We start from the raw sequence: 24,497 nt of genomic DNA, 5'->3' as shown, positions 1-24,497 counted from the left end.
CCCCCGCCGCCATCCCAACACCCGCCCGTAAAGGAGGCCCCGAATGGCAAGCTATGATGTGATCGTGATCGGCTCCGGCCCGGGAGGCTATGTCTGTGCCATCCGCTGCGCCCAGCTTGGCCTGAAAACCGCCTGTGTCGAAGGCCGCGAAACGCTGGGCGGCACCTGCCTGAACGTGGGCTGCATCCCCTCCAAGGCGCTTCTGCACGCCTCGCACCAGCTGCACGAGGCCCAGCACAATTTCGAGAAGATGGGCCTGAAGGGCAAGCCGCCCTCGGTCGACTGGGCGCAGATGCTGTCCTACAAGGACGACGTCATCGGCCAGAACACCAAGGGGATCGAATTCCTGTTCAAGAAGAACAAGATCGACTGGCTCAAGGGCTGGGGCTCGATCCCCGAGGCGGGGCTGGTCAAGGTGGGCGACGAGACCCACAAGGCCAAGCATATCGTCATCGCCAGCGGGTCCGAAGCCTCGAGCCTGCCGGGCATCGAGATCGACGAGAAGACGATCGTCACCTCGACCGGCGCGCTGGCGCTGCCGAAGGTGCCGAAGAAGATGATCGTGATCGGCGCGGGCGTGATCGGGCTGGAACTGGGCTCGGTCTACGCGCGCCTCGGGGCCGAGGTTACGGTGCTGGAATATCTCGACCAGATCACCCCCGGCATCGACACCGAGGTTGCCCGCAGCTTCCGCTCGCTCCTCAAGCGTCAGGGGCTCGACATCGTCACCGGCGCGGCGGTCCAGTCGGCCGAGGCGCTGAAGACCAAGGCCAAGGTCGCCTACAAGCTGCGCAAAGACGACAGCGAACACATGCTCGACGCCGACGTCGTGCTGGTCGCGACCGGCCGCAAGCCTTTCACCGACGGGCTCGGGCTCGACGCGCTGGGCCTGCAGCTGACCAAGCGCGGCCAGATCGCGACCGATGCCCATTACAAGACCTCGGTCGACGGCATCTACGCGATCGGCGACGTGATCGAGGGGCCGATGCTCGCCCACAAGGCCGAGGACGAGGGCATGGCCGTGGCCGAGATCCTTGCCGGACAGGCGGGCCATGTGAATTACGGCGTGATCCCCGGCGTCATCTACACCCATCCCGAGGTCGCCGCCGTCGGCCAGACCGAGGACAGCCTCAAGGAAGCGGGCCGCGCCTACAAGGTCGGCAAGTTCTCCTTCATGGGCAACGGCCGGGCCAAGGCCAATTTCGCCGCCGACGGTTTCGTCAAGATCCTCGTCGATGCCGAAACCGACCGCATCCTCGGCGCCCATATCCTCGGGCCGTCGGCGGGCGACCTGATCCACGAGATCTGCGTCGCGATGGAATTCGGCGCCGCGGCCGAGGACATCGCCCGCACCTGCCACGCCCATCCGACCTATTCGGAAGCGGTGCGCGAGGCGGCGCTCGCTTGCGGCGACGGCCCGATCCACAGCTGAGGACGGGGCAGGATCCGCAAGGGGCGGTGGCCGAACCGGGCCGCCGCCCCTCGTCATGCCAGGGAGCATGACGGCCCGCCCGGCTTGGGGGAACGCGACCTGCGAGCCAAAGCGTTCTACGGCCTTGCCTTCGGTGTCCGTCGCGCCCGGTGCGGAAAATTGCGGGGTGCGTGCCGCCTTGGTTCCGGCCGACCATGGCAAGATCGCCGGAGGCGCTCTGGCCGCACCATCGGGGCTGTCAGGGCGTCGATGCGGCCGCCTCTCGCAAAGCCGATATGAGGGCCTTGGATCTCATCGGCCATCGCCGGGCGCCCAAGGCGACTGACCGCCAGGCGCCCGATAGCGAACGACCCGCGATTGGCGGGCCGTCTTTCCTGGCGGTGGCCGGAGGCCCGGCGCTTCCGGAGCCCGCTATTTCATGAAGACATAGGTGCCCGGCGCGGGGCAAAGCGGCGGCAGACCGGCATCGGGCGCCCCCATGGCGGGCGGGGCCGCCTCGGCCGGGCCGGTCTTGCCGGCCAGCCAGCGCGCCCATTCCGGCCACCAGGACCCCTCGGTCGCCGGATGGCGGGCATACCAGCTGTCGGGGTCGGTATAGCGGGTCTCGGGCGTCCGGCAGCCGATCCGGTAATGGCGGCCCTTGTGACCGGGCTCGGACAGGATGCCGCCGTTATGGCCGCCCTTGGTCAGCACGAAGGTCAGCTCGTTCTGGGTGAAAAGCGCCACCTTGTAGACCGAATGCCAGGGGGCGATATGGTCCTTCTCGGTACCGATCACGAACATCGGCGCGCGGATGTCCTTCAGCGCGATCACCTGGCCCTCGACCGCGAACCGGCCCGAGGTCAGCCGGTTGTCGAGGAAAAGCGCGCGCAGATAGTCGGAATGCATCTTCGCGGGCATCCGCGTCGCGTCGGCGTTCCAGACCGTGATGTCGAAGGCCTCGTCCTCCTTGCCCATCAGGTAGCGGCTCACGGCGCGGGTCCAGACCAGATCCTCGTCCCTCAGCGCCCGGAACGCGCCCGCCATCTGTTCCTGCGCCAGATAGCCCTGGTCCCACATCATGTCCTCGAGGAAGGCCACCTGGCTTTCGTCGAGAAAGAGCATCAGCTCGCCCGCTTCGGTGAAATCGGTCTGTGCCGCCAGCAGCGTGATCGACCCCAGCCGGTCGTCGCCGTCCCGCGCCATGGTGGCGGCGGCGATCGACAGGATAGTGCCGCCGAGGCAATAGCCGCAGGCATGGATCTTCTGCCCGGGCATGACCTTGCCGACCGCGTCGAGCGCGGCCATCACGCCGTCGCGGCGGTAATCGTCCAGCGACACGTCGCGATAATCGGCCGAGGGGTTCACCCAGGACATCGCAAAGACGGTGAAGCCCTGCGCGACCAGATAGCCGATCAGCGAGTTTTCCGGGCTGAGGTCGAGGATGTAGTATTTCATGATCCAGGCGGGCACGATCAGCACCGGCTCGGGATGCACCTTTTCGGTGCGGGGGGCGTACTGGATCAGCTCGAACAGCTCGTTGCGAAAGACCACCTGACCCTCGGTGACCGCGAGGTTGCGGCCCACGGCGAAGCCGCTCGCTGTCTCGGCGGGGGTGGCGGTGGCCTGGGCGCGGATGTCCTCGGCCAGGTGGCGCATCCCCTGCATCAGGTTGCCGCCGCCGGTGCGGACGGTTTCCTGCAGGATCTCGGGGTTGGTCAGCGGCACGTTCGAGGGCGACAGCACGTCCAGCATCTGCCGCGCCATGAAGGCGACCCGGTCGCTGTTGTGCGGGTCGGTGCCGCGGGCCGGTTCGGCGGCGGCATCCCACCAGTCCTGCGCGGCCAGGAACGCCTGCTGCCAGATCGAGAAGGGCGGGGTCGACCAGCCGGGATGGGAAAAGCGGTGATCCTCGGCGCGGGGGCGGAACGGCGGGTCGTCCCGCGTCAGGCCGGCGGCATGCGCCGCCAGCTTGGCGCCGTTGCGCATCGCGCGCTCGGCCAGTTCCATCTGGCGGCCCGGGGCGCGGGCCAGATGGCTGGCCCAGTCGGCCCAGGCGGCGGCTGCCGCGTTCAGCGAGGCCCCCGAGGTCATCCGCGCCAGCATCGCGCGTCCGGCCCGGTCGGCGGTTTCGTAGGGGTGGTCGTGTTTCGGATGGCCGTTCGGTGCGGTCATGCCCTGCCTCTCTGTCGCTCGATCCGTCGCCGGTCTGACAGGCCGGCGTGTCGTCTCCGCGATAGCAACGCGGCGCTGCAGCGACAATCCTCCCGCAACGTCACAGGAAAACGCCCCGAACCGGGGTTCGAGGCGTTTCGCGATCACAGATGCGATCTTGTCCTTGTGCGGCGCTCAGCCCTGACGGGCCTTGTAGCGGCGCTGGGTCTTGTTGATGACATAGACCCGGCCCTTGCGGCGCACAACGCGGCAGTCGCGATGACGCTGCTTGAGCGAGCGGAGCGAGTTGCGGACCTTCATCGGCCTTCTCCTCATGTCGCGGCGCGTCCGTGCGCCTCGTGGGTTTCAAGGGCTGACCCTGGGCATGCACCGCAGGGGCAGAAACTCTATGGTGGGCGGTACTGGGATCGAACCAGTGACCCCTACGATGTCAACGTAGTGCTCTACCGCTGAGCTAACCGCCCGGTCTCCGATGCATTCCCGCCTGCCCGAAAGAAAACGGACGCGGGCGGGACCGCGTCGGTTCGCAGGTCTATAAAAGGAGTCGGAGGAGGGTGCAAGGGCTTTTGGTCGGCCGCGAAATACCGTTATAAACATTCGAAGGAGGACGTGGCGGCGTGCAGGCGTTCAAGCTTTTCCGGCCGGACTGGCCGACCACCAGCGTTGTATTTTCCTCGCCCCATAGCGGGCGGGACTATTCTTGGTCGTTCCTGCGCCAGACGGTGCTGGACGAACGTGCGGTGCGGTCGTCCGAGGATGCCTTCGTCGATTTGCTGTTTTCCGATGCGCCGGAGCATGGCGCGCCGCTGATCGTGGCCTCGGCCCCGCGCGCCTATGTCGATCTGAACCGCGCGGCCGAGGAACTCGACCCTGCCGTCATCGACGGGGCGCGGCTGGCCGGACACAATCCGCGGATCAGCTCGGGGCTGGGGGTGATCCCCCGGGTCGTGGCAAACGGTCGCGCCATCTATCGCGGCAAGATCGCCCTGACCGAGGCCGAGACCCGGATCGAGACTTGCTGGCGGCCCTATCACCGGCAACTCGAATCGCTGGTCGAGGAGGCGCTGGCCCGGTTCGGCGAATCGATATTGATCGACTGTCACTCGATGCCGCGCGAAGCCATCGAAAGCGCACGGGCGGGCGGGCGGCCACGTCCCGAGGTCGTTCTGGGCGACCGGTTCGGCACTTCGGCCGGGGGCGAGATCGTCGACCGGATCGAGCAGGCCTTTTCCAATGCGGGGCTCAGGGTCGGGCGCAACGCGCCCTTTGCCGGGGCCTATATCACCCAGCGCTATGGCCTGCCCTCGCGGCGGCGCCACGCGGTTCAGGTCGAGATCGACCGCTCGCTTTACATGGACGAGGCCACGGTGCGCCCGAATGCCGATTTCGACGCGGTGCGGCGGCTTCTGGGCCAGGTGGTCGGCACGCTGACCCAGATTGGCCGCCCGGGCGAGGTGCCGCTGGCCGCCGAATAGCGCGACCTTCGGAAGGGGACGCTCTCAGACGAAATCCGACCGGCGGAAGAGGCTGCGCACGATGGTCAGCCCGGCACCGATCGCGCCGATGGTGAAGGCCACCCGCAGCCCGGCCGAGGCGGTCATGCCCAGCGTTTCGGCGGCGGTCGCCGGGTCCTCGGCGGTCAGGGTCAGAAGGCCGATGATGCATTGCGTGGCCGCCCCGCCCGGGATCATCGGGATGCAGCCCGCCACCGCCAGCGCGGTGCCCATCCGCGCCACCCGAAGCCGCGGCAGGGACAGGATCTCGACCCCCAGCGCGACCGCAGCGGCGGCGGCGAAAGAGGCGGCCTCGAGGCTCCAGCCCAGATCCATGCCGACGGTGCGCACCGCCAGCGCCAGCGCGCCGGCCGCCGCCGCCCAGACCAGCCGGACCCAGCCGAAGTTGAACAGGACCCCGAACCCCGCCGCCGCGACCGCGCCGAAGATCGCCTGATGCAGAACCGACCGCTGCGGCTCGAAGATCTGGTCGGGCAGGGCCGGGACCAGAAGCCGCGCGGCCGAGATCCCGACCGTGATGAAGACGAGGATCATCCCGACGGTCACAAAGCGCGCGCTGCCGGTGGTCGGATGACCCTCCATGATGTCGGTCTGCGCGTTCATCGCGGGGACCCCGGGCACCAGCAGCAGCACCGCTGCCGTCATCGCCGTCTCGATCATGTGGCTGCCCGCCGGGATCGCCAGCAGCCCCGCGAGGCTGGCCGCGAGGCAGGCGACGAGGGCGGTCAGCACAAAGGTGTTGGTGCCCCGGCGCAGCAGGCTGACCCGGACCCATTGCGCGGCGGTGCTGGCCGCCAGCACCGGTCCGAACGCCGCCCAGTCGACCCCCAGCAGCCGCCCGAAGGCGGCGCAGGCGATGCCCGCGGCCAGCGCGATCACCACCCGCGGGTGGTGCGGCGTCCCGGCTTTCAGCCTGGTCAGCGCCTCGCGGACCTGCTCTGCGGTCTGGCCGCCCTTCTCGACCTCGACGCAGAGATCGCGGATGGCATGGTTCAGCCGCATGTTGACCCCATGCCCGCCAGTGCCGGTCATCCGGGTGATGGTGTTCTCGCCATGGGTGACGGTGATCGCGAGCGAGGCAAAGCCGATCCGCGCATGCACCTCTTCGGCGCCGAGTCCCTCGGCGATCTTGCGCATCCCCTCCTTGACCAGAAGCGATTTGCCCCCCGTTTCGGTCAGCAGCACACCGGCCTGCAGCGCGGTCATCGCGATCTGTTCGAGGTGTCGGTGCCGCAGCACCACCGGGTCCGAGCTTCGTGTCATGCCCGCCTGCCTGTGCGCAATGGTTCGTGCCCTCCCAATTGTGGTCCTGCCGCCCGAGGGCAAGGCCATTTTGCGCGTCCCGGCGCAAGACCGGGCTGGGCTCGACCCGGTATCGACTAAAAACAGTCTTGATTTCCATGATTTGGCTGCAATTCCGGCCGCAGCGCAGCACCCGGCCGTGGCACCTCCTCCGGTCTGGGCAGGGGCATCCCGGACGGACGGCAGGCATGAGCATCGAGCATCCCGAGAAGATCGGACTTGGCACCTGGGACCGCGATTCCCTGGGCAGCGCGCTGAACGACCTCGAAAGCGTCGGGGTCGCCTGGTATTACACCTGGTCGGACTGGGCGCTTTACGATGCCGATCCCGCGCCCGGGACCGTCGAGTTCGTCGGCATGACCTGGGACGAGCGGCTGGTGACGCCCGAAGCGCTGGAGCGCATCCGGGCCTCGGGGGCGACGGCGCTTCTGGGGTTCAACGAGCCCGACCTCGACCGCCAGGCGGACATGAGCGTCGCGCAGGCGCTGGATCTCTGGGCGGCGCTGGCGGCGACCGGGCTGCGGCTTGGCTCGCCCGCCGCCTCGCTGGACCAGACGCTGGGCGAGGGGTCCTGGCTCGGCCGGTTCGTGGCAGGGGCCGAGGCGCGCGGCCAGACTGTCGATTTCATCGCCGTGCACTACTATTCCGACAGTGGCGACGTGGCCGAGTTCGAGGCCTGGCTGAAGGCCGTCCATGACCAGTATGACAAGCCGGTCTGGGTGACCGAATGGGTGCTGGCCGACTGGACCGGCGCGCGCAGCTTCAGCGCCGCCGACCAGGCCGCCTTCGCCCGGGCCGCGACCGAGATGATGGACGATCTGGACTTCGTCGAACGGCATGCCTGGTTTGCCGCCTGTGAGGGCGGCGACGGCTGGTATCTGAACAGCGGGCTCTTCGACGCGGCGGGCAACCTGACCGAGGTGGGGCGGACCTTCGCCCAGCTGACCGCGCCCGGGGCGCCGCCTCCGATCGCCGGGGGCGCGGGTGACGACCGGCTGACCGGCACCGCGGGGGCCGAGCTGGTCCTGGGCGGCGCGGGCGACGACCTGCTTTCGGGCGGCGGCGGCGCCGACACCCTGCGGGGCGAGGCGGGCAACGACACGTTGCAGGGCGGGACCGGGGGCGATCGGCTGGAGGGCGGCACCGGCAACGATCTTTACGTGGTCCTGTCGGCGGCAAGCACGCTGATCGAGCGTCCGGGCGAGGGCTGGGACCGCGTTTCGGCCAGCCTCAACTGGGTGCTGGGCGATCATGTCGAGCAGCTGACCCTGACCGGCGGCGCAGCGCTTGACGGCACCGGCAATGCGCTGGGCAACGTCCTGACCGGCACCGGCGCGGCCAACCGCCTGGACGGGCGGGAGGGCGACGACACTTTGCAGGGCGGCGCGGGCGAGGATTGGCTGCTGGGCGGCGCGGGCCACGACCGGCTGTGGGGCGGGGCCGGGGCCGACCTGCTGGAGGGCGGGGCGGGCGATGACATCTATGCGGTCGACACCCCCGGCGACCGGACGTTCGAGCGGCCGGGCGAGGGCTGGGACCGGGTCTGTGCCAGCGTCAGCTGGACGCTTGGCGATCATGTCGAACAGCTGACGCTGGGCGGCGGCGCCGCGCTTGACGGCACCGGCAATGCGCTGGCCAACGTCCTGACCGGCAACGGCGCGGCCAACCTCCTGGACGGGCGGGGTGGCCACGACACCCTGCAGGGCGCCGGCGGCAACGACACGCTTCAGGGCGGGGCGGGGGGCGACTGGCTGCTGGGCGGCGCGGGCCACGACCGGCTGTGGGGCGGGGCCGGGGCCGACCTGCTGGAGGGCGGGGCGGGCGATGACATCTATGCGGTCGACACCCCCGGCGACCGGACGTTCGAGCGGCCGGGCGAGGGCTGGGACCGGGTCTGTGCCAGCGTCAGCTGGACGCTTGGCGATCATGTCGAACAGCTGACGCTGGGCGGCAGCGCCGCGCTTGACGGCACCGGCAACGCCCTGGCCAACGTCCTGATCGGCAATGCGGGGGCCAGCTACCTTTGCGGGCTTGGCGGGCGGGACACGCTGTCGGGCGGGGCGGGCGACGACGGGCTTGTGGGCGGCGCCGGGGACGACCGGCTTTGGGGCGGGGCGGGCAACGACTGGCTCGACGGCGGCGAGGGGGCCGACCTGCTGGATGGCGGGGCGGGGTCCGACCTGCTGATCGGCGGCGCCGGGGCCGATCTTTTCATCTTCACCGGCGGCTGGGACCGGATCGCGGATTTCGAGGACGATCTCGATACGCTCAGGCTCGACCACGCGCTTTGGGGGGGCACGCCGCCCGATCTGGCCGGGGTGCCGGGCCTTGCCAGCGTGACCGGCGCCGGTCTGATGTTCGATTTCGGTGCCGGAAACGGGATCGTGGTCGAGGGGATCTCTTCGGTCTGGGCGCTGATCGACGATCTGCAGATCGTCTGAGCGCCCAGACCCGTCATGTCGGGGCCGGACCGGCGCGCCTCAGCGCAGCCGGTCGATCTGGTCGGGATGGATCTGCCCGAGCCAGGTTTCGGTCAGCGGCTTGCCGTCGCGCGCCAGATAGGCCCGCAGGTCCACCGTCCCGGTGCCGGGCGGCGCCTTGAGGTCGAACACCATCCGCCAGCGATCGGTGCCCACCACCGGCAGCACATAGGGGTTGATCAACTCGACGCCCTCTGGCGCAGAGACCTCGGGCAGGATCCCGTCCTTCCGGGTCAGCCCGTCCAGCGCGGGGCCCTCGAAATCGACCACCACCTTGATCTGGTTCTCGGGCCGGGGCTGGCCGGGCACGCCGCCATTGCCGATCCGGGTCGCGACGGTATGGGCCAGCTTCATCTCGACCGGCGGGGTCGCGGTCCAGTGCAGACGGTAGGAAAAGTCCATTTCGTCGCCTGCCTGCGGCGCGGTTTCGGGATTCCAGAAGGCCACGATATTGTCGAAGATCTCGTCATCGGTCGGGATCTCGATCAGCTGCACGGCACCGGCGCCCCAGGGTGAGGTCGGTTCGACCCAGACCGCGGGGCGCTTGTCGTAGAACACCCCGTCATCCTGGTAATTGTCGAAATCGCGATCCCGCTGGATCAGCCCGAAGCCCTTGATGTCGCGGTCGAAATAGCTCGACGTCACGACCCGGTCGGGGTTGTTCAGCGGGCGCCAGATATGTTCGCCCGACCCGGTCTCGATCATCAGCCCGTCGGTATCATGCACCTCGGGGCGCCAGTCCGCGGACTGGAAGCGGTTGCTTTCGGAATACCAGAACATCGAGGTGAGGGGCGCGATCCCCAGCCGCTCGACCGGGGCGCGGAAGAAGAGCTTGGCGGTGATGTCCATCACCTGCCCCTGTCCGGGCCGGTCGCGCAGCACCATCCGGTAGGCGCCCGCGACGCTTGGCCCGTCCATCAGCGCGTTGACGACGGTGCGGCCGTCCCCGGCGGGTTCGAGATAGAATTCGGTAAAGCGCGGGAATTCCTCGGGCACCGACATGCCGGTATTCAGCGCGATGCCGCGTGCCGACAGCCCGTATTGCTTCAGCGCTCCGTCCGAACGGAAATAGGCCGCGCCCAGAAACGAGATCCAGTCGGATTTCATGTCGGGCCGCATCAGGCGGAACCCGGCAAAGCCCGCATCGGGCTTCAGCGCATGGGCCGGGCTGTCTTCGGGCATGTCGAAATAGTCGGTGTTGTAGACCACCTCGCGGGCGGCGCCGTCCTCGACCAGGAAGATCTTCACCGGCTGGCGGAAATAGGTGCCCAGATGGAAGAACTGCGCCGGGGTACCCCCCAGCATGAGCGAGGCCTCGGGGCGGAACCGGATCTTCCAGTGTTCGTCATAGTCGATCTTTTGCAGCACGTCGGCCTGATGCACCGGCGTCGGCACGTAAGGCTGGGCGGCCAGCGCGGCGGCGCGGGCGGCCAGCACGTCGTAGCTGAAGGCCGCGGGGGCGGCCAGAACCGGACCCGAAAGCGCCGGCGTGGTGCCGGGGGGCGCGGGGACCCGATCGGCCGAGGCCAGGGGGGCAAGCGCGACGGACGTGGCGGCGGCGAAGAGGACACTCGTCAGAAGGCGGTAGGCGGTCGGGCGGACAGTCGGCACGATGGGCTCCTTGGCGGCGGCCCCGGCGGGGCGTCGTCCGAGGGATGTGGTGGATTCGCGGGCCAAATCAAGCTGAAGATCGGGTCTTGGGCGGTGCCGCGCCGCGATGCCGCCGGGCGGGCGGCTGGTGGCCCGGGGACGGAAAGAGGGCCGGGCTTTGCCGCCCGGCCCTTCGGGTCGGCGTCAGATCGTCCGTGCCGACATCTCGCGGGCGATATGGTCGGCCTGACGGATCGCCAGCGCGACGATGGTCAGGGTCGGGTTCTCGGCCGCGCCGGTGGTGAATTGCGAGCCGTCCGAGACGAAGAGGTTCGACACGTCATGGGTCTGCCCCCAGCGGTTCACCACGCCGTCCCTCGGGTTCTCCGACATCCGGTTGGTGCCGAGGTTGTGGGTCGAGGGATAGGGCGGAGTCGGGAAGGTGCGGGTCGCGCCCACCGCCTCGTAGATCGCGCGGCCCTGAGCATAGGCATGGGCACGCATCGCGCGGTCGTTCGGGTGATCGTCGAAATGCACATCGACCACCGGCAGGCCGTGCTGGTCGGTCACGTCGTGGTTGAGCGTGACGCGGTTGGTTTCCTGCGGCATGTCCTCGCCGACGATCCACATGCCCGCCATGGTCTCGTAGGCGTCGAGCGCCGAGGTGAATTCGCGCCCCCAGCCGCCCGGGTCGAGGAAGGCGGCCATGAAGGGCAGCCCGAGGCTCAGGGTTTCCAGCTCGTAGCCGCCGACGAAGCCGCGCGAGGGATCGTGGCGCGCCTCGTCGCGGACGATCCCGGCCATGGTCGTGCCGCGCCACATCCTGACCGGCTTTTCGAAGGTCCCATAGACCGACCCGGTCATGTGCCGCATGTAGTTGCGCCCGACCTGACCCGAGGAATTGGCCAGCCCGTCGGGGAACATCGACGAGGCCGAATTGAGCAGAAGCCGCGGGCTTTCGAACGAGTTCCCGGCGACGCAGACGATCCGCGCCTTCTGCATCTGCAGGTTGCCCTCGGCGTCGAAATACTCGACCCCGGTCACCTTGCCGGCCGCGTCATGCAGGATGCGCGCGGCATGCGACCGGTCGCGGACCTCGAGATTGCCGGTCTCTTCGCCGCGCGGGATGTCGGTATAGGCCGAGGACCATTTGGCGCCCCATTTGCAGCCCTGGAAACAGAACCCCGTCTGCTGGCAGCTGACGCGCCCGTCGCGCTCGACCGAGTTGATCGCCATCCGGCCGGTGCTGACCTCCTTGTAGCCAAGCGCCAGCGCGCCTGCCTCGAAGACCTTGTAGTTGTTGTTCCCCGGCAGGCCGGGCAGGCCGTTGGTGCGGGTCACGCCAAGCTTCTTCTCGGCCAGATCGTACCAGGGCGTCATCTCGGCCGCGTCGATCGGCCAGTCGAGAAGGTTCGCGCCCTGGACCGGGCCATAGGTGGTCTTGCCCTTCCACTCATGCTCCTGAAACCTCAGCGAGGCCCCGGCCCAGTGGGTCGTGGTGCCGCCCACCGCCTTGACGATCCAGGCGGGCAGGGCCGGGAAATCGCGCGCCACGCGCCAGTCGCCCGAGGTGGTGCGCGGGTCGGTCCAGGCAAGCTGGCCGAAGCTTTCCCATTCGTCGTTGATGAAATCCTCGGGCATGTAGCGCCCGCCGGCCTCGAGTGCCACGACCTTGATGCCCTTCTGGGCCAGTTCGTTGGCCAGCACCCCGCCGCCCGCGCCGGTGCCGATGATGACGACCACACTGTCGTCGGTCTTGTCGAATTTCGCAGCCATGTCCGTTCCTCCCTGACTGGCGATGGCTCAGAGCCAGGCGATGTCGTCGAAGCCGCGGTGCAGATAGCCGCCCTTCGAATAGCTCTCGCCCTCGTAGCCAAAGAGCGGCCAAAGCGCTTTCTGGTTATAAAGCCCGGTCACGAGCCCGCCGCGCACGGTCTGAAAGAACGGGCTGTCCTCGATCCCGCGCAGGATTGCGGCGCGGTCGCTTTCCCAGCCGGTGCCCAGGTAGCTGCCGAAGCCATGGCCCCGGGCGGCCGCGTCCAGCGCGGCGATCCCGGCCTCGACCATGGGCGCGGCCTCGGCGGTGTCGTAGCCCTTGACCGCGACCGCGTAATATTCGGTGCCGACCCGGTCATGGGGGTAGATGTCGCGCGCCATCTGCACGAGGGTCGCGAAGGTTTCGGGTTTCAGCGCGGCGGTTTCCAGCGCCCAGGCGGCGTCGGGCGCGGCAACGAAGCCCGCCCCCACCACCAAAGTCGCCCCCGCCGCGCTGGCGCGCGCAAGAAGCTGGCGCCGGGTCAATGCCCGGACGGCTTGCTGGTCTGTCATCTGGTCTCCTCCCTGGACAGACGGGCGGGGTCCCAACCGCCCGGTATCTTGTCGTTATCTGGTCATTTGAATCGGCCGCCGCGTTCCAGCACCTCGATCTGGTAGCCGTCCGGGTCGGCAACGAAGAAGAACCGCGCGATCACCTCGCCTGCAGGCGCGAAGGCGACCAGCTTGCGGGGGGCGAGGCCCTCGGCCTCGAAGCGCGCATGCTCGGCCTCGAGATCCTCGACCGAGACGGCGAGATGACCATAGCCGTCGCCCAGGTCATAGGGCTCGGTCCGGCCCTTGTTGACGGTCAGTTCGACCTCGAATTCGGTTTCCGGGTTGCTCATGTAGATCAGCGTGAACTCCGGGAAGTCGAGCCGGTCCGCGACCTTGAGCCCGAAGGCCTTGTCGTAGAACGCGACCGACCGCTCTTCGTCGAGCACCCGGATCATGCTGTGGATCGCCTTGGCCAAGATGGTCCCCTTCTCGCTGGGTCTTCCGTTCGGAATGATCCTAGCGCGAGGCGGGGAGGGCGCGGGTAGTAGCTTGATACTACCGCGCGGGCCTTCCGTTCGGTGCTATTCGGCGGCCATCGCCATCGGGCCGCGCGCCGGAACGGTCTCGCGGAAGATCAGGCAGGTGCAGCGCAGGAGCGAGGTGAAATTGGACGGCTCGCCATGCAGTTCCAGCACCTCGGCATGCAGCTTCGAGATGAAGGCGGGCGTCGTCACGCCTTCGGACAGGGCGATTTCGTCGAGGATCGCCCAGAAGCTGTTTTCCAGCCGGATGCTGGTGCTTTGCCCGTTCAGCCGCAGCCGCCGCGTGGTGGACCGATAGCGTTCGGGGTCCTGACCCGCAAAGATCTGGCACATGGCATGTCTCCTTCCCTGCGGCGCGGTCTTCGTCCGGATCCGGCGGCCGCCCGTCCTGTCCGGTTCGAAGTTTATACCAATTCCACGCGCGTCCCCAAGCACGAACCGTGCCGGACTCTTCCCGGGCGGCGATTGAAGCGCCCCGCCTCGCGGGCTATGCAGCGCCTTGCGGCAAGAGGAGAGCGCGATGGGACGGATCGTTCTGGTGACCGGCGGGGCCCGGTCGGGCAAGAGCAGTCATGCCGAGGCGCGGGTGCGGGCGATGCCGGGCGTGCCGGTCTATATCGCCACCTCGGACCCGCAGGATGACGAGATGCGCGACCGCGTGGCCCGCCACCGGGCGGTGCGGGGGCCGGGCTGGACGCTGATCGAGGAACCGCTCGATCTGGTCGGCGCGCTCGACCGCAGCGACGGCGCCGGGCCCCGTCTGGTCGATTGCCTGACGTTGTGGCTGTCCAATCACATGTTCGCCGGTCAGGACTGGGAACCCGAGGCCGAGGCCCTGACCGCGGCGCTGTTGCGCCAGCAGGCGCCGGTGGTGCTGGTCTCCAACGAGGTCGGCATGGGCATCGTGCCGGAAAACGCGCTGGCGCGGGCCTTTCGCGATGCCCAGGGCTGGGTCAACCAGCGCGTGGCCGCGGTGGCCGACGAGGTCGAATTCGTGGTGTCGGGCCTGCCGCTGCGGGTGAAGTGACGGCCGCGCTCAGCCCTTCGCGTCCAGAAACCCCTCGAAGGCATGCAGCGTCGCGTCCGAGACGTGATGTTCGATGCCTTCGGCGTCAAGTTCGGCGGTCTCGCGCGGCACCCCCACCGCCACCAGCAGATCGACCACCACCCGGTGGCGCTGGCGCACCCGGTCGGCCAGGGCCGCGCCGTCTTCGGTCAGGAACACACCCCGATAGGGCCGCGACACCGCCAGCCCCTCGCGCTTGAGCCGCGAGACCGCCTTGGTGGCGGTCGGATGCGCCACGCCCATCCGCTGGGCGATGTCGGCCACCCGCGCCTCGCCATGTTCGGCGATCAGATCGCCGATCATCTCGACATAATCCTCCAGCAGCGCGACGGCCTGCGCCTCTCGGGCGCGCTGGAACCGGTCGGGCTGCGCATCGGCGGCGAGGTCCGTTTGCGGGTCGCAGGTCGGGGGCGCGTCGGGCGGCATCGGGTCTCCTCTCCCGGGGCGGCGCCGCGGCCGACCGGACTGTCAGACCCCGATATATACCCGGGCCGGGCGGTCCAGACCAGCCCCTCTTGCCGTGGCGGGAGGAAAACAAAGGCGCATCATCATGATGAATACACTTGCACGAAATATAGCTGTGGCTACATTTCGACCGTCATCCTTTCACCCCCTGCCCGCAGGACGAAACCGTGAGCCCGAGCGACCGTACCCGTCTGGAAATGTCTGCCGTTCTCGCGGGCAAGCGTCACGGGCTGCGTGCCCGGCTGTTGTTCGTGGGTCCGGCTGTGATCGCCTCGGTGGCCTATATGGACCCCGGCAACTACGCGACGAACATCCAGGCCGGGGCGGGCTACGGCTATGCGCTTTTGTGGGTGGTTCTGCTGGCGAACCTGATCGCGATGCTCTTTCAGGGCCTCTCGGCGCGGCTTGGCATCGTTACCGGCAAGAACCTGGCCGAACTGTGCCGCGACCACTTTCCGCGCCCGCTGGTGGGCGTGATGTGGGCGGTCAGCGAGATCGCGGCCATGGCCACCGATCTGGCCGAGTTCCTGGGCGGCGCCATCGGGTTGTCGCTGCTGCTGGACCTGCCTCTGATCGTCGGGATGGCGATCACCGCCATCGTCACCTATGCGATCCTGCTGGCCCAGGGCCGGGGCTTCCGGCCGATCGAGCTGATCATCGGCGCGCTCGTGGGCGTCATCGGGCTTTGCTATCTGGCCGAAATCCTGATCGCGCCCATCGACTGGGGCGCGGCCGGGCTGGGGCTCGTGACACCGGCGATGCCCGATACTGCCGCGCTGACCATTGCCGTCGGCATCATCGGCGCCACCGTCATGCCGCACGCGATCTATCTGCATTCGGGCCTGACCCAGACCCGGGCGGTCATCCACAGCGAGGCCGAGCGCGCCAAGGTGCTGCGGTTTTCCGATGTCGAGGTGGTGGCGGCGCTGGCCGTCGCCGGGATCGTCAACATGGCGATGGTGATGATGGCGGCCAGCGCCTTTCACACCGGCCATAGCGAAGTGTCAGAGATCGAGACCGCCTATCACACGCTGACCCCGCTTCTGGGGGCGGCCGCCGCGGGGGTGTTCCTGCTGTCGCTGATCGCTTCGGGCATTTCCAGCTCGGTCGTCGGCACCATGGCCGGGCAGATGATCATGCAGGGTTTTCTGAGAGTGCGTATCCCGATCTGGCTGCGGCGGCTGGTGACGATGCTGCCCGCCTTCGCGGTTGTGGCCGCCGGGGTCAACGCGACCCAGGCACTGGTCGTCAGCCAGGTGATCCTGTCGATCGCGCTGCCGGTGCCGATGATCGCGCTGATCGTCTTTGCCGGGCGGCGCGACGTGATGGGGACCTATGCCGCCGGGCCACTGGTGCGGGGCCTCGCGGTTGCGGGCGCGGTCGTGGTGCTGAGCCTCAACGCGGTGCTGCTGGCCGGCGCCTTCGGGCTCGATCTGCCCGTCCTCGGGCCGGTCGCGCAGTCCTGAGGCGGGGCGCTTCAGTTCCGCGAGGCGCGGGGCGGGCGGGCCAGGCCGATCAGCAGCGCCAGCGCCAGTGCGCAGATCCCGAAGCCCTGGATCCCGAGCACGCAGAACTCGGCCAGCACGGGAGAACTGTCGGCGCCCGCCGCAAGCCGGCCGAGACCGGCGCCAAGCCCCAGCCACAGGAAGGCCGAGGCGCCAAGCGCGACCGCGAGGATCGGCAGCGCCCTGGCGGGCGGGAGGGCACAGAGCGAGCGGCAGGATCCGGGGCAGGACCGGCGGGCGGGAGTGCGGCTGGCGCGGTCTGGCATGGCGGGCGGTCTCCGTGGCGAACGGGCTCGGTGGCATGAAACCCGGCGAAAGGGTGATGAATGCCTTTCACCGGGCGGCGACGCCGTCTTCCGTCTGGCCGGGTACGATATGAGCGCTCGTGTCGCAAGAAAAGTTTATCCTGGATCAAGGACTCCGTGACATGGCTCGGGCTATGTCGCCCGCCATCGCGCCCCGTCCGCATCGCGGGCGGCCCGGATCAGGAACCTCTCATGCCCGCCCTCGTCAAGACTGCCGTCAAGACTGCCGAACCGGCCGGTGTTCCGCGACCCTGCCCGGCCGCGCTCCTGCCGCTGGCTCTGGTGCTGGGGGGCTCGGACCTGGCGGCGGGACCGGCGGTCGCGATGCCGCCGCTGACCGACGCTCCGGAGCGGCCCTTCTATTTCGTGGTCGATCTGGGCGATCTGGCGGATGGCAGCGCGACCAGCGTTCCGCATGCGATCAGCGAAGACAATGCCGTGGTCGGCGCGGCCGTCGACATGACCGGCGCCACCCATGCCTTCTACTGGAAAGGCGGGCAGATGCGCGATCTGGGCGTGTTGCGGCTGATGGGCGAGCCGATCTACAGTCAGGCCGAGGATATCAACGAGGCCGGGCAGATCGTCGGGACCACCTATACCGACGCGGGCCCGGCGGTCGCGCTCTGGGACAAGTCGGGCATCTCGCTGCTGCCCGCGCTGGAACCCGACGCCGATCCGGGGCAGGCGCATTCGATCAATGCCCGGGGCGACATCACCGGCTATGTCGGCCGCCCCGACCGCAAGGAAAGCGTGGCACTCTGGCAGGGCGGGCGGCTGGTCGAGATCGGCCTGCCGGGGCCGCAATTCGACACCGCCCATGGCATGGTCATCAACGACGCGGGCCAGATCGCGGGCCAGGCCGCGCTCCATGACGAGGTTCGCGCCTTCCGCTACGAAGCCGGGGTCTGGACGCTTTTGCCCGGGTTTTCGGGCGGCGGCTATGCGAGCCTCGTCAACGACATGAACCGCTTGGGCGAGATCGTCGGCAAGGGCATTGGCGACAGCGGCACGGATCGCGGCTTTTTCTGGGATGGGGCGGTTCTGCACGACATCGGCGACCTGCCCGGCGGCAAGGACATGAGCCACGCCTTCGGGCTGAACGACCGGGGCGAGGTGGTGGGCTACAGCGCCGCCGGGGACGGCAATGCCGCCGTGCTCTGGACCCGGGCCGACCGGCGGCTGGTCGATCTCAACGACTGCATCGACCCCGACAGCGGCTGGCATCTCGTGCTGGCCAAGGACATCAATGACAATGGCTGGATCACCGGCTATGGCATCGCGCCGAACGGCGCGACGCACGGTTTCGTTCTGATCCCGGAATAGGGCGGAAGACGGAACGACAAGGACCGGTCGCCGCGTGCGCGCCGCGCGCCGATCCGGGCCGCGATCCTGCAGCGTCAGGACGGGCTTTTCCAGCAGGCCGGGCAAAGCCGACGCCCGCCCTCAGGGCTGTCGGTCGGCGGTTTTCGCGGACCGCGCAAGGACCGGCCTCCGCCGCCCATAGATGCCATCAACTTGACCCATTCGAGGACTATAAAAAATCTTGGTTTTTGCAGTTCGCAAACCCGGGCGTCTTAAAGCGGATTTAAGCCACAGGCGTCAGTCCCTTGATGTGACGGGGCGTAGGGCGGACCGGGCGACGGGCCGAGGCGCGCAGACCCGGGGCAGGAGGAAAGCCCCGCCAGTGTACGGAGACGGACATGACGGAAACGCGCAGCGGGCGGGGGCGGCTCGTCAATCGCCTTGCGGCGACGGGGCTCGGGGTGCGCCTGATCGGGATCATGCTGGCGCTTTTCCTGACAAGCGTGACGCTTGGCGTCGTGGGATATGTGGAATTCAAGGCACTGGGCGCCTCGGCGCGGTCTGTCGGCGATGTCTCGGTCTCGCGTCTCTTTGCCATCAATGACATCGAGAATGCGCTGAGCGATCACGAAATTGCCGCAGAACGCTCCGTGCTCGAGGTCGATCCGTTCGAGCGTGAGGATCTGCGCGAGGCGCAGCGCGTGGCGACCTCGGCCTTCGGACAGGCGCTGCTGCGGCTCAGGTCGCTCGGCCTGTCGGTCGAGGAAACGCGGATCGTCGACGATCTTCAACGGGACTGGGACGGCTATCTTGCCAGTTTTCGCGTGGCCGACAGGCTGGCGGAGGACGGCGACTTCGAGAAGGCAAAAGAGCATTTCGAAGTGGGCGTCGAACAGATGGCGGCCGATCTGACCGCGCGAATCACTGACATGACCACGCTGACCCGTGCCGATACGGCGGTCGCGCTGGAGCGCCAGGACATCATCGTCGAACAAAGCCTGCGGCTGATCGTGCTGACGCTGGCGGCCGCCGGAGCACTCGCCCTTGGCGCGGCGATCTGGGTCGTGCGGCGCCTGAGCCTTCCGCTGATCGCTCTGAACGATGCGCTGCGCCGGCTTCTTGGCGGGGACGATACGGTCCGGCTGCCGGATTTCGGCACCGAACGGAACGAGCTGTCGACCCTGTCCCATTCGGCCCATGCGCTGCGCGACAGCATCGTCGAGACCCGGCGGCTGGCCGCCGAGATGAAGACCCAGCGGGCGCTTCTGTCCGAGACCGTGCAGAACATGCCGGCGGGCCTGTGCATGTTCGACGGAACCGGCAAGCTTCTGGTGGCGAACGCGATGTTCTGGTCCTTCTTCGGCATGCCGAAAGAGCTGTCTTCCGGGCAGGGTTCGGTGACGCTGGACCGGCTTTTGACGCAGGTCGGCTGCCGGATGAGCGCCGCGCGCCCCGGCGGCGGGGCGGCTTTTGCCAGCCGCATGAAGGCCCTGATCGCGCAGCGCGGGTCGGATTCGGCATCTTGGGAACTGGACGACGGCCGGCATGTCCTGCTGCAGGTCCAGCCCGTGCCCGGCGGCTGGATGATGATTGCCAGCGACATTTCCGAACGGGTCGATCAGGAAGAACAGGCCCTCCACATGGCCAGGCACGACACGCTGACCGGGCTTCCGAACCGGCGGGCCTTTGCCGACAGCATCGATTACGCCATTGCCACCGCCGACCCGAACCGGCCTGCGGCGATCCTGTTCGTCGATCTCGACCGGTTCAAGCATGTCAACGACACGCTTGGCCATGCCGCAGGCGATCAGCTGTTGCGCCATGTGTCCGAGCGTCTGCAGGGCGCGGTGCGCGAGGGCGACACGGTGGCGCGGTTCGGCGGCGACGAGTTCGCCGTGATCCAGATCGGCCAGCAGCAACCCGACAGCGCGCTTGGGCTTGGCGACCGGATCATCGACCTGCTGTCGCAACCCTTCAGGATCGACGGGCGTCTGGCGGATATCGGGGCCAGCGTCGGCATCGCGCTCGCGCCCGAGCATGGCGATCGCGCCGAAAAGATCATGTCGCGGGCCGATATCGCGCTTTACGCGGCCAAATCCGCGGGCCGGGGCCAGTGCCTTCTGTTCGACAGGGACATGCTGGACCGGCAGAATGCGCTGATCAAGCTGGAAGCCGATCTCAAGCGCGCCATCGAGCTGGACCAGTTCTCGATGCTGTTCCAGCCGCTGGTCAATCTCGATACCGGGCGGATCACCGGGGCCGAGGCGCTGCTGCGCTGGCGGCACCCGACGCGCGGCCTGGTCCCGCCCTGCGAATTCGTCCCCATGGCCGAGGAACTGGGGCTGATCGTGCCGCTCGGGGCGCTTGTGCTGCGGATGGCCTGCACCGAGGCGGCCTCCTGGCCCGACCGGCTGAGTGTCGCCATCAACCTGTCGCCGGTGCAGTTCCGGCGCCACGACATCGTCGGCGATGTGACCCAGGCCCTGAAATCGAGCGGTTTGCCGCCCGCGCGGCTGGCGCTGGAAATCACCGAAGGCGTGCTGCTCGAAGATACCGACGATGTGAAGGACAAGCTGACCGCCCTGAAGGGGATGGGCGTCCGGATCTCGCTCGACGATTTCGGCACCGGGTATTCGTCGCTGCGCTATCTCAGGATCTTCTCCTTCGACAAGGTCAAGATCGACGCCTCCTTCGTGCAGGAGATCGACAGCGATCTGGGCGGCGCCGCGGTCGTGCGCGCGGTCTGCATGCTCTGCGGCAGCATGGGGATCGACGTGGTTGCGGAGGGGATCGAGACCCGCGAACAACTGCTTCAGGTGATGGAGGCCGGGTGCAACGAGGCACAGGGGTACCTTCTGGGCCACCCGCTCTCGCGCGAGGACTTCCTCGAGGTCGAGGGCCGGTCGGCGGCGGGTGTCTTTCCGGGGCTCGGCGTCGAAGAGACCCCGGTCCTTCCGCCCATGCGCAGCGCACAGGCGGGCTAGCTGTTCGATCCCAGGGTTTGATGGTGTGATCCTTTCGAAGGAATGGAAGGAGGCCCTATGGGACAAGTTCCTCACGGAAGCGCCACGACCACGTACGCGGTCAGAGCCGCGATACAGTGATCGCAGGCGTCGCTCGCGACGCTGAGCCGGGACCTGCGGAGTGGAGAGGATCGGAAAACGATCCGGTGAATCGTTTTCCCGACGACCCCCGAGACGGTTGCGAACCGGCGCAAACGGCAGACGGTCGATGATCGCAAGACCGGCCCTAAGGATCCACGTTCGACGGTCCTCACCGAGGCCGAGGAGGCGGCCATCGTCGCGTTTCGGCGCCACACGCTGCTGCCGCTTGATGACGGCCTCCGTGCCCTGCAGCCGTCCATCCCGCATCTGACACGCTCTGCACCGCAGCGCTGAGCCATTGCGGTGCCATTGGTTCAAGCCCGATGGCGAATGCCTCTCGCGCCTGCCGGACGTCGAGGGCGACAAGCCGAAGCGGTCGGCGTTCAAACGCTGCCCTGTCGGCCCTCGCCAGCGGGTCTCGAACCGATGGCGACCACGCAGGCTCGATCCAGATCAACATCGCCGAGGCGCAGACAGGAAGACGGCCCGGGAGGTCCTGCAATGCATGCTCGAAGCCGTGCCCTATCAGGTCCACACCGTCCTCACCGATCGAGCCATTGGAGCGCCATTGGTTTGAGAGACAATGGCGAGGGGCATTCAGTTCGCCGAGCAGCCCCGGAGCCGGAATACCGCGTCTTCGCGGCCGATGCGCTTTGACATGATCTGCGAGGCAAACGGGATCGAGCACCGGCGGACCAACCCCAACCATCCCGGGAGTTCGGAGGATCGGAAAACAGTCCGGGGGGACTGTTTTTCCCGAGCGGCGGACAGGTCGAACGGATGCACCGCACGATCAGGGCGGGTGAAGCGGACCAGGCGAGGCACCAGTGGCGCGTCTCCCCGCTGAACGTCAATCGGGACCATCACGACAGCCACGACCAGCTGCAGACGCACCTCGCGGACTTCTTGGCAGCTTACAGCTTCGCGCGCAGGCTCAGGCCGCGCGGTAGCGTTCGACCGTGGCGGTTGTGCGCGCGGCGTTCGAATGCAGCTCGCGGGCCACCTGCCGGGTCTGGTCCGCCTCTTCCAGTACCCTCCGCGAGGACTGCGCCAGATCGGACAGCGTGGTTTCGACACGGGCCAGGAGGGTGCGCGAGCGCGTCTCCATCTGTTCGACCTCGGCCAGAAGCGTCGCGTTCGAGGCGATGCGACCGCGAATGTCCTCCAGCGCGTGGTCGGTGCCCGCGACCTCGCGGACCGCGCCGGAAACGGTCTCGCGCACGCCGTTCAGCATCCCGCGGATATCGCGGGCCGAGGCGGTCGTGGTTTCGGCAAGACTGCGCACCTCCTGCGCCACCACCGAAAAGCCCGCGCCGGCCGTGCCGCTCGCCCGGGCCGCCTCGACCGAGGCGTTGAGGCTGAGCAGGCGGGTGGCAAAGGCGACCTCGTCGATCATCTCGAGCCCGGCGGCGATACGCCCGATCGCGGCGCTGGCCCGTTCCATCCCGGCCACGGCGCTCCGCGAAATCTCGGCGGCATCGGCCGCGCCCTGCCGCGCCAGCTCCGAATTCAGCAACGCCTGTTCCAGCCGTGCGCCGTTGCGGTCGACCTCGGCGCGCAGCTCGGCCATCTCTTCCGAAACGGACCCGATCTGGCGGGCCTGATCGGTCGAGCCTGAGGTCAGCGTCACGCTCTGGGCGCTCAGCTGCGCGGCATGGGCGGCGACCGACTGCGCCGAGGCGGCGATCTCGCCGACCATCGTCTCGACCGACCCGATCATCGCATTGATCGACCCCGGCACCCGGGCGAAGGGGCCCTCATGCCCGATCCGCATGCGCCGGTCGAGCCGCCCGTCCAGCACCGCCTCGATGGTGCCAGCGAGATCGGCCAGCAACGCTTCGGACTGGTCGGCAAGCCGCCGGTCGGTTTCGGCCTTGAGGCGGATGTTCTCGGCGATGCCGTTGAACAGCGTCGCGGCCTCGTGCGATTCCTCGCCCGGTTCGGTGTCGATCCGGCCGATTTCGGCCGAGGGGTTCTCGGCGATGCGGGCCATCGCCCGCACCAGCCCCGACAGCCCCAGCGGCGCGTCATGTTCGGAAATGTTCAACCCGGCCTCTTCGGCCTCGCGCGAAACGCGCAGCCCGCCGCGCGGCCCGTCCGGCGCGGGCAGCAGAGCGTCCGCAATCCGGAGCAGAACAAAGCCGGTGCCGAAGGCCCAGACGAAGACCGCGCCCACGCCCAGCGCCTGCACACCGACCTGGGTCAGGCGGCCGCCTGCCATCAACGCATCGGGCCGGGCGAGGGCGCCCGCCATCAGCGTGCCCCAGGCGCCTGCGAAGCCATGCACCGAAATCGCCCCGAGCGGGTCGTCGAGCCGCCAGACCCGGTCCAGCATCTCATGCGCGAGAAAGGCAACGGCGCCTGCGCTGGCCCCGATCAGGAAGGCCGATTGCGTCGAGACCGCGTCGCAGCCCGCGGTGATGCCGACCAGACCGGCCAGCGAGCCGTTGATCAGATGCTCGGGCCGGTAGATGCCGGTCTTGCGCGCGCCGATGATCAGCCCGGCCGCGCCGCCCGCCGCGCCCGAGACGATGGTGTTGGCGACGATCCCGGCAATGGCGCCCGATCCGATATTGGTCGACCCGCCATTGAACCCGATCCAGCCGATCCAGAGGATCAGCGCGCCCAGCGTCGACAGCACCGGCGAATGCCCGTGCAATGCGACGGGCCGCCCCGCCGCGTCATAGCGCCCGAGCCGCGGCCCGATAAGGATGATCGCGGCCAGGGCCACCCAGGCGCCGACCGAATGCACCACGGTCGACCCCGCGAAGTCGATGAATCCGAGCCGCGCGAGCCAGCCCTCGGACTCGCCCGACAAAAGCCCGCCCCAGGCCCAGTGGCCCGAGACCGGGTAGATCAGGCAGCCGATCAGCAGGGTGCAGATCATGTAGCCCGACATCGTCGCGCGTTCGGCGACCGCACCCGAGACGATGGTGGCGGCGGTGCCGCAGAACATCAGCTGGAAGACGAAGAAGGTCAGCGACCAGTCGCCTTGTGTGTTGAAGAAGGCGTAATCGGCCGAAAACCCGATCCATCCGCCGAGGCTGGGGCCGAACATCAGCGCGAAGCCGACCGAGCCGAAGGCCAGGGTCGACAGGATGAAATCGACCAGGTTTTTCTGGGCGACGTTGATCGAGTTCTTGGACCGGACCTGCCCGGCCTCAAGCAGCAGGAAGCCCGCCTGCATCAAGAAGACCAGCGCCGCGGCGGTCATCGTCCAGACATGGTCGAGGTCGGTATGAAGCGCGAAACGCTCGGTCTCGGCAGTTGCAATCCCAGGGATCAGGAGGGTGGCGAGAACCGCCAGGACAGCTTGCATGAACAGGGCTCACTCTTTTGCACGAATCCCTGCCTATCCCTCACATCCGAAATAAAAATTAACCGCGCCGGGGCTCTGTCGCCGGGCCCCGGTAAGGGCGCGCCGGA

The 24,497-nt window shown here is 68.3% G+C and carries 18 protein-coding genes and 1 tRNA gene; 7 read left to right on the top strand and 12 right to left on the bottom strand.

Translation table 11 applies throughout. From position 1 onward, the window contains the following. Positions 1–43: 43 nt before the first annotated feature. Positions 44–1,432, top strand: coding sequence for a dihydrolipoyl dehydrogenase (gene lpdA, locus DSD19_RS21035; RefSeq protein WP_113670986.1), 1,389 nt, complete (start codon positions 44–46; stop codon positions 1,430–1,432). 411 nt (positions 1,433–1,843) lie between these two features. Here lpdA and DSD19_RS21030 read toward each other — a convergent pair whose 3' ends face one another. The 3 genes from DSD19_RS21030 to DSD19_RS21020 all read right to left on the bottom strand — a co-directional run bounded on the left by DSD19_RS21030 (position 1,844) and on the right by DSD19_RS21020 (position 4,050). Continuing rightward, a complete protein-coding gene (locus DSD19_RS21030; RefSeq protein ID WP_113670985.1) occupies positions 1,844–3,586 on the bottom strand; it encodes an alpha/beta hydrolase in 1,743 nt (580 codons plus the stop codon). 174 nt (positions 3,587–3,760) lie between these two features. Then, positions 3,761–3,886, bottom strand: a complete 126-nt coding sequence (gene ykgO / locus DSD19_RS21025; protein ID WP_075784404.1) for a type B 50S ribosomal protein L36 — start codon at positions 3,884–3,886, stop codon at positions 3,761–3,763. 89 nt (positions 3,887–3,975) lie between these two features. Further along, positions 3,976–4,050, bottom strand: a tRNA-Val gene (locus DSD19_RS21020). 153 nt (positions 4,051–4,203) lie between these two features. On the opposite strand from DSD19_RS21020, the gene DSD19_RS21015 reads away from it, so the two are divergent. Then, complete coding sequence (locus DSD19_RS21015) at positions 4,204–5,061, top strand: N-formylglutamate amidohydrolase (protein ID WP_075784405.1); 858 nt, start codon at positions 4,204–4,206, stop codon at positions 5,059–5,061. 24 nt (positions 5,062–5,085) lie between these two features. On the opposite strand, the gene DSD19_RS22505 is transcribed toward DSD19_RS21015, so the two are convergent. Next, the gene (locus DSD19_RS22505) at positions 5,086–6,363 is read right to left on the bottom strand and encodes a threonine/serine exporter ThrE family protein (protein WP_075784406.1); all 1,278 of its coding nucleotides are present in this window, start codon (positions 6,361–6,363) and stop codon (positions 5,086–5,088) included. A gap of 227 nt (positions 6,364–6,590) precedes the next feature. Between DSD19_RS22505 and DSD19_RS21005 the strand changes: the two genes are divergently transcribed. Next, positions 6,591–8,843: a glycosyl hydrolase gene (locus tag DSD19_RS21005; protein WP_165828203.1), complete on the top strand. Its 2,253-nt coding sequence runs from the start codon at positions 6,591–6,593 to the stop codon at positions 8,841–8,843. Between the two features lie 39 nt (positions 8,844–8,882). On the opposite strand, the gene DSD19_RS21000 is transcribed toward DSD19_RS21005, so the two are convergent. From DSD19_RS21000 to DSD19_RS20980, 5 genes are all read right to left on the bottom strand, one after another. Continuing rightward, positions 8,883–10,493, bottom strand: a complete 1,611-nt coding sequence (locus DSD19_RS21000) for a glucan biosynthesis protein (protein ID WP_243628190.1) — start codon at positions 10,491–10,493, stop codon at positions 8,883–8,885. Between the two features lie 183 nt (positions 10,494–10,676). Further along, complete coding sequence (locus DSD19_RS20995) at positions 10,677–12,248, bottom strand: GMC family oxidoreductase (protein WP_113670983.1); 1,572 nt, start codon at positions 12,246–12,248, stop codon at positions 10,677–10,679. A 27-nt stretch (positions 12,249–12,275) separates the two neighbouring features. Then, a complete protein-coding gene (locus tag DSD19_RS20990; RefSeq protein ID WP_113670982.1) occupies positions 12,276–12,800 on the bottom strand; it encodes a twin-arginine translocation signal domain-containing protein in 525 nt (174 codons plus the stop codon). Positions 12,801–12,862: 62 nt separating this feature from the next. Then, positions 12,863–13,258 (bottom strand): VOC family protein, encoded by a 396-nt coding sequence (locus DSD19_RS20985; RefSeq protein WP_075784410.1) that lies wholly within the window; start codon positions 13,256–13,258, stop codon positions 12,863–12,865. A gap of 105 nt (positions 13,259–13,363) precedes the next feature. Next, positions 13,364–13,657: a ribbon-helix-helix domain-containing protein gene (locus DSD19_RS20980; protein ID WP_075784411.1), complete on the bottom strand. Its 294-nt coding sequence runs from the start codon at positions 13,655–13,657 to the stop codon at positions 13,364–13,366. 187 nt (positions 13,658–13,844) lie between these two features. Here DSD19_RS20980 and cobU point away from each other — a divergent pair, with 187 nt between their 5' ends. Then, a complete protein-coding gene (cobU, locus tag DSD19_RS20975; RefSeq protein ID WP_075784412.1) occupies positions 13,845–14,351 on the top strand; it encodes a bifunctional adenosylcobinamide kinase/adenosylcobinamide-phosphate guanylyltransferase in 507 nt (168 codons plus the stop codon). 9 nt (positions 14,352–14,360) lie between these two features. On the opposite strand, the gene mntR is transcribed toward cobU, so the two are convergent. Continuing rightward, positions 14,361–14,816, bottom strand: a complete 456-nt coding sequence (gene mntR / locus DSD19_RS20970; RefSeq protein WP_075784413.1) for a manganese-binding transcriptional regulator MntR — start codon at positions 14,814–14,816, stop codon at positions 14,361–14,363. A 236-nt stretch (positions 14,817–15,052) separates the two neighbouring features. Between mntR and DSD19_RS20965 the strand changes: the two genes are divergently transcribed. After that, the gene (locus tag DSD19_RS20965) at positions 15,053–16,321 is read left to right on the top strand and encodes an Nramp family divalent metal transporter (RefSeq protein ID WP_113671000.1); all 1,269 of its coding nucleotides are present in this window, start codon (positions 15,053–15,055) and stop codon (positions 16,319–16,321) included. An 11-nt stretch (positions 16,322–16,332) separates the two neighbouring features. Here the strand turns inward: DSD19_RS20965 and DSD19_RS20960 are convergent, their stop codons facing one another. Continuing rightward, positions 16,333–16,626, bottom strand: coding sequence for a hypothetical protein (locus DSD19_RS20960; RefSeq protein WP_075784415.1), 294 nt, complete (start codon positions 16,624–16,626; stop codon positions 16,333–16,335). 231 nt (positions 16,627–16,857) lie between these two features. Here DSD19_RS20960 and DSD19_RS20955 point away from each other — a divergent pair, with 231 nt between their 5' ends. Then, the gene (locus DSD19_RS20955; RefSeq protein ID WP_165828202.1) at positions 16,858–17,988 is read left to right on the top strand and encodes a hypothetical protein; all 1,131 of its coding nucleotides are present in this window, start codon (positions 16,858–16,860) and stop codon (positions 17,986–17,988) included. 377 nt (positions 17,989–18,365) lie between these two features. Continuing rightward, positions 18,366–20,951, top strand: a complete 2,586-nt coding sequence (locus tag DSD19_RS20950; RefSeq protein WP_113670980.1) for an EAL domain-containing protein — start codon at positions 18,366–18,368, stop codon at positions 20,949–20,951. A 1,054-nt stretch (positions 20,952–22,005) separates the two neighbouring features. Here DSD19_RS20950 and amt read toward each other — a convergent pair. Next, positions 22,006–24,390, bottom strand: coding sequence for an ammonium transporter (gene amt / locus DSD19_RS20940; RefSeq protein WP_113670979.1), 2,385 nt, complete (start codon positions 24,388–24,390; stop codon positions 22,006–22,008). Positions 24,391–24,497: the final 107 nt, after the last annotated feature.

The organism is Rhodovulum sp. BSW8 (assembly GCF_003314725.1).
Classification (GTDB): domain Bacteria; phylum Pseudomonadota; class Alphaproteobacteria; order Rhodobacterales; family Rhodobacteraceae; genus Rhodovulum; species Rhodovulum visakhapatnamense.
Note: the sequence above shows the minus strand (reverse complement) of the source record. Positions and strands in the feature narration are given on the sequence as shown.

Excerpts from the sequence above, each read along its gene's own strand:
- DSD19_RS20990 (WP_113670982.1), bottom strand. The coding sequence starts at position 12,800 with ATGACAGACCAGCAAGCCGTCCGGGCATTGACCCGGCGCCAGCTTCTT.
- DSD19_RS21005 (WP_165828203.1), top strand. The coding sequence starts at position 6,591 with ATGAGCATCGAGCATCCCGAGAAGATCGGACTTGGCACCTGGGACCGC.
- DSD19_RS20960 (WP_075784415.1), bottom strand. The coding sequence starts at position 16,626 with ATGCCAGACCGCGCCAGCCGCACTCCCGCCCGCCGGTCCTGCCCCGGA.
- DSD19_RS20995 (WP_113670983.1), bottom strand. The coding sequence starts at position 12,248 with ATGGCTGCGAAATTCGACAAGACCGACGACAGTGTGGTCGTCATCATC.
- lpdA (WP_113670986.1), top strand. The coding sequence starts at position 44 with ATGGCAAGCTATGATGTGATCGTGATCGGCTCCGGCCCGGGAGGCTAT.
- DSD19_RS20965 (WP_113671000.1), top strand. The coding sequence starts at position 15,053 with ATGTCTGCCGTTCTCGCGGGCAAGCGTCACGGGCTGCGTGCCCGGCTG.
- ykgO (WP_075784404.1), bottom strand. The coding sequence starts at position 3,886 with ATGAAGGTCCGCAACTCGCTCCGCTCGCTCAAGCAGCGTCATCGCGAC.
- DSD19_RS20955 (WP_165828202.1), top strand. The coding sequence starts at position 16,858 with ATGCCCGCCCTCGTCAAGACTGCCGTCAAGACTGCCGAACCGGCCGGT.
- cobU (WP_075784412.1), top strand. The coding sequence starts at position 13,845 with ATGGGACGGATCGTTCTGGTGACCGGCGGGGCCCGGTCGGGCAAGAGC.
- DSD19_RS20950 (WP_113670980.1), top strand. The coding sequence starts at position 18,366 with ATGACGGAAACGCGCAGCGGGCGGGGGCGGCTCGTCAATCGCCTTGCG.
- DSD19_RS22505 (WP_075784406.1), bottom strand. The coding sequence starts at position 6,363 with ATGACACGAAGCTCGGACCCGGTGGTGCTGCGGCACCGACACCTCGAA.
- DSD19_RS20980 (WP_075784411.1), bottom strand. The coding sequence starts at position 13,657 with ATGTGCCAGATCTTTGCGGGTCAGGACCCCGAACGCTATCGGTCCACC.
- mntR (WP_075784413.1), bottom strand. The coding sequence starts at position 14,816 with ATGCCGCCCGACGCGCCCCCGACCTGCGACCCGCAAACGGACCTCGCC.
- DSD19_RS21030 (WP_113670985.1), bottom strand. The coding sequence starts at position 3,586 with ATGACCGCACCGAACGGCCATCCGAAACACGACCACCCCTACGAAACC.
- amt (WP_113670979.1), bottom strand. The coding sequence starts at position 24,390 with ATGCAAGCTGTCCTGGCGGTTCTCGCCACCCTCCTGATCCCTGGGATT.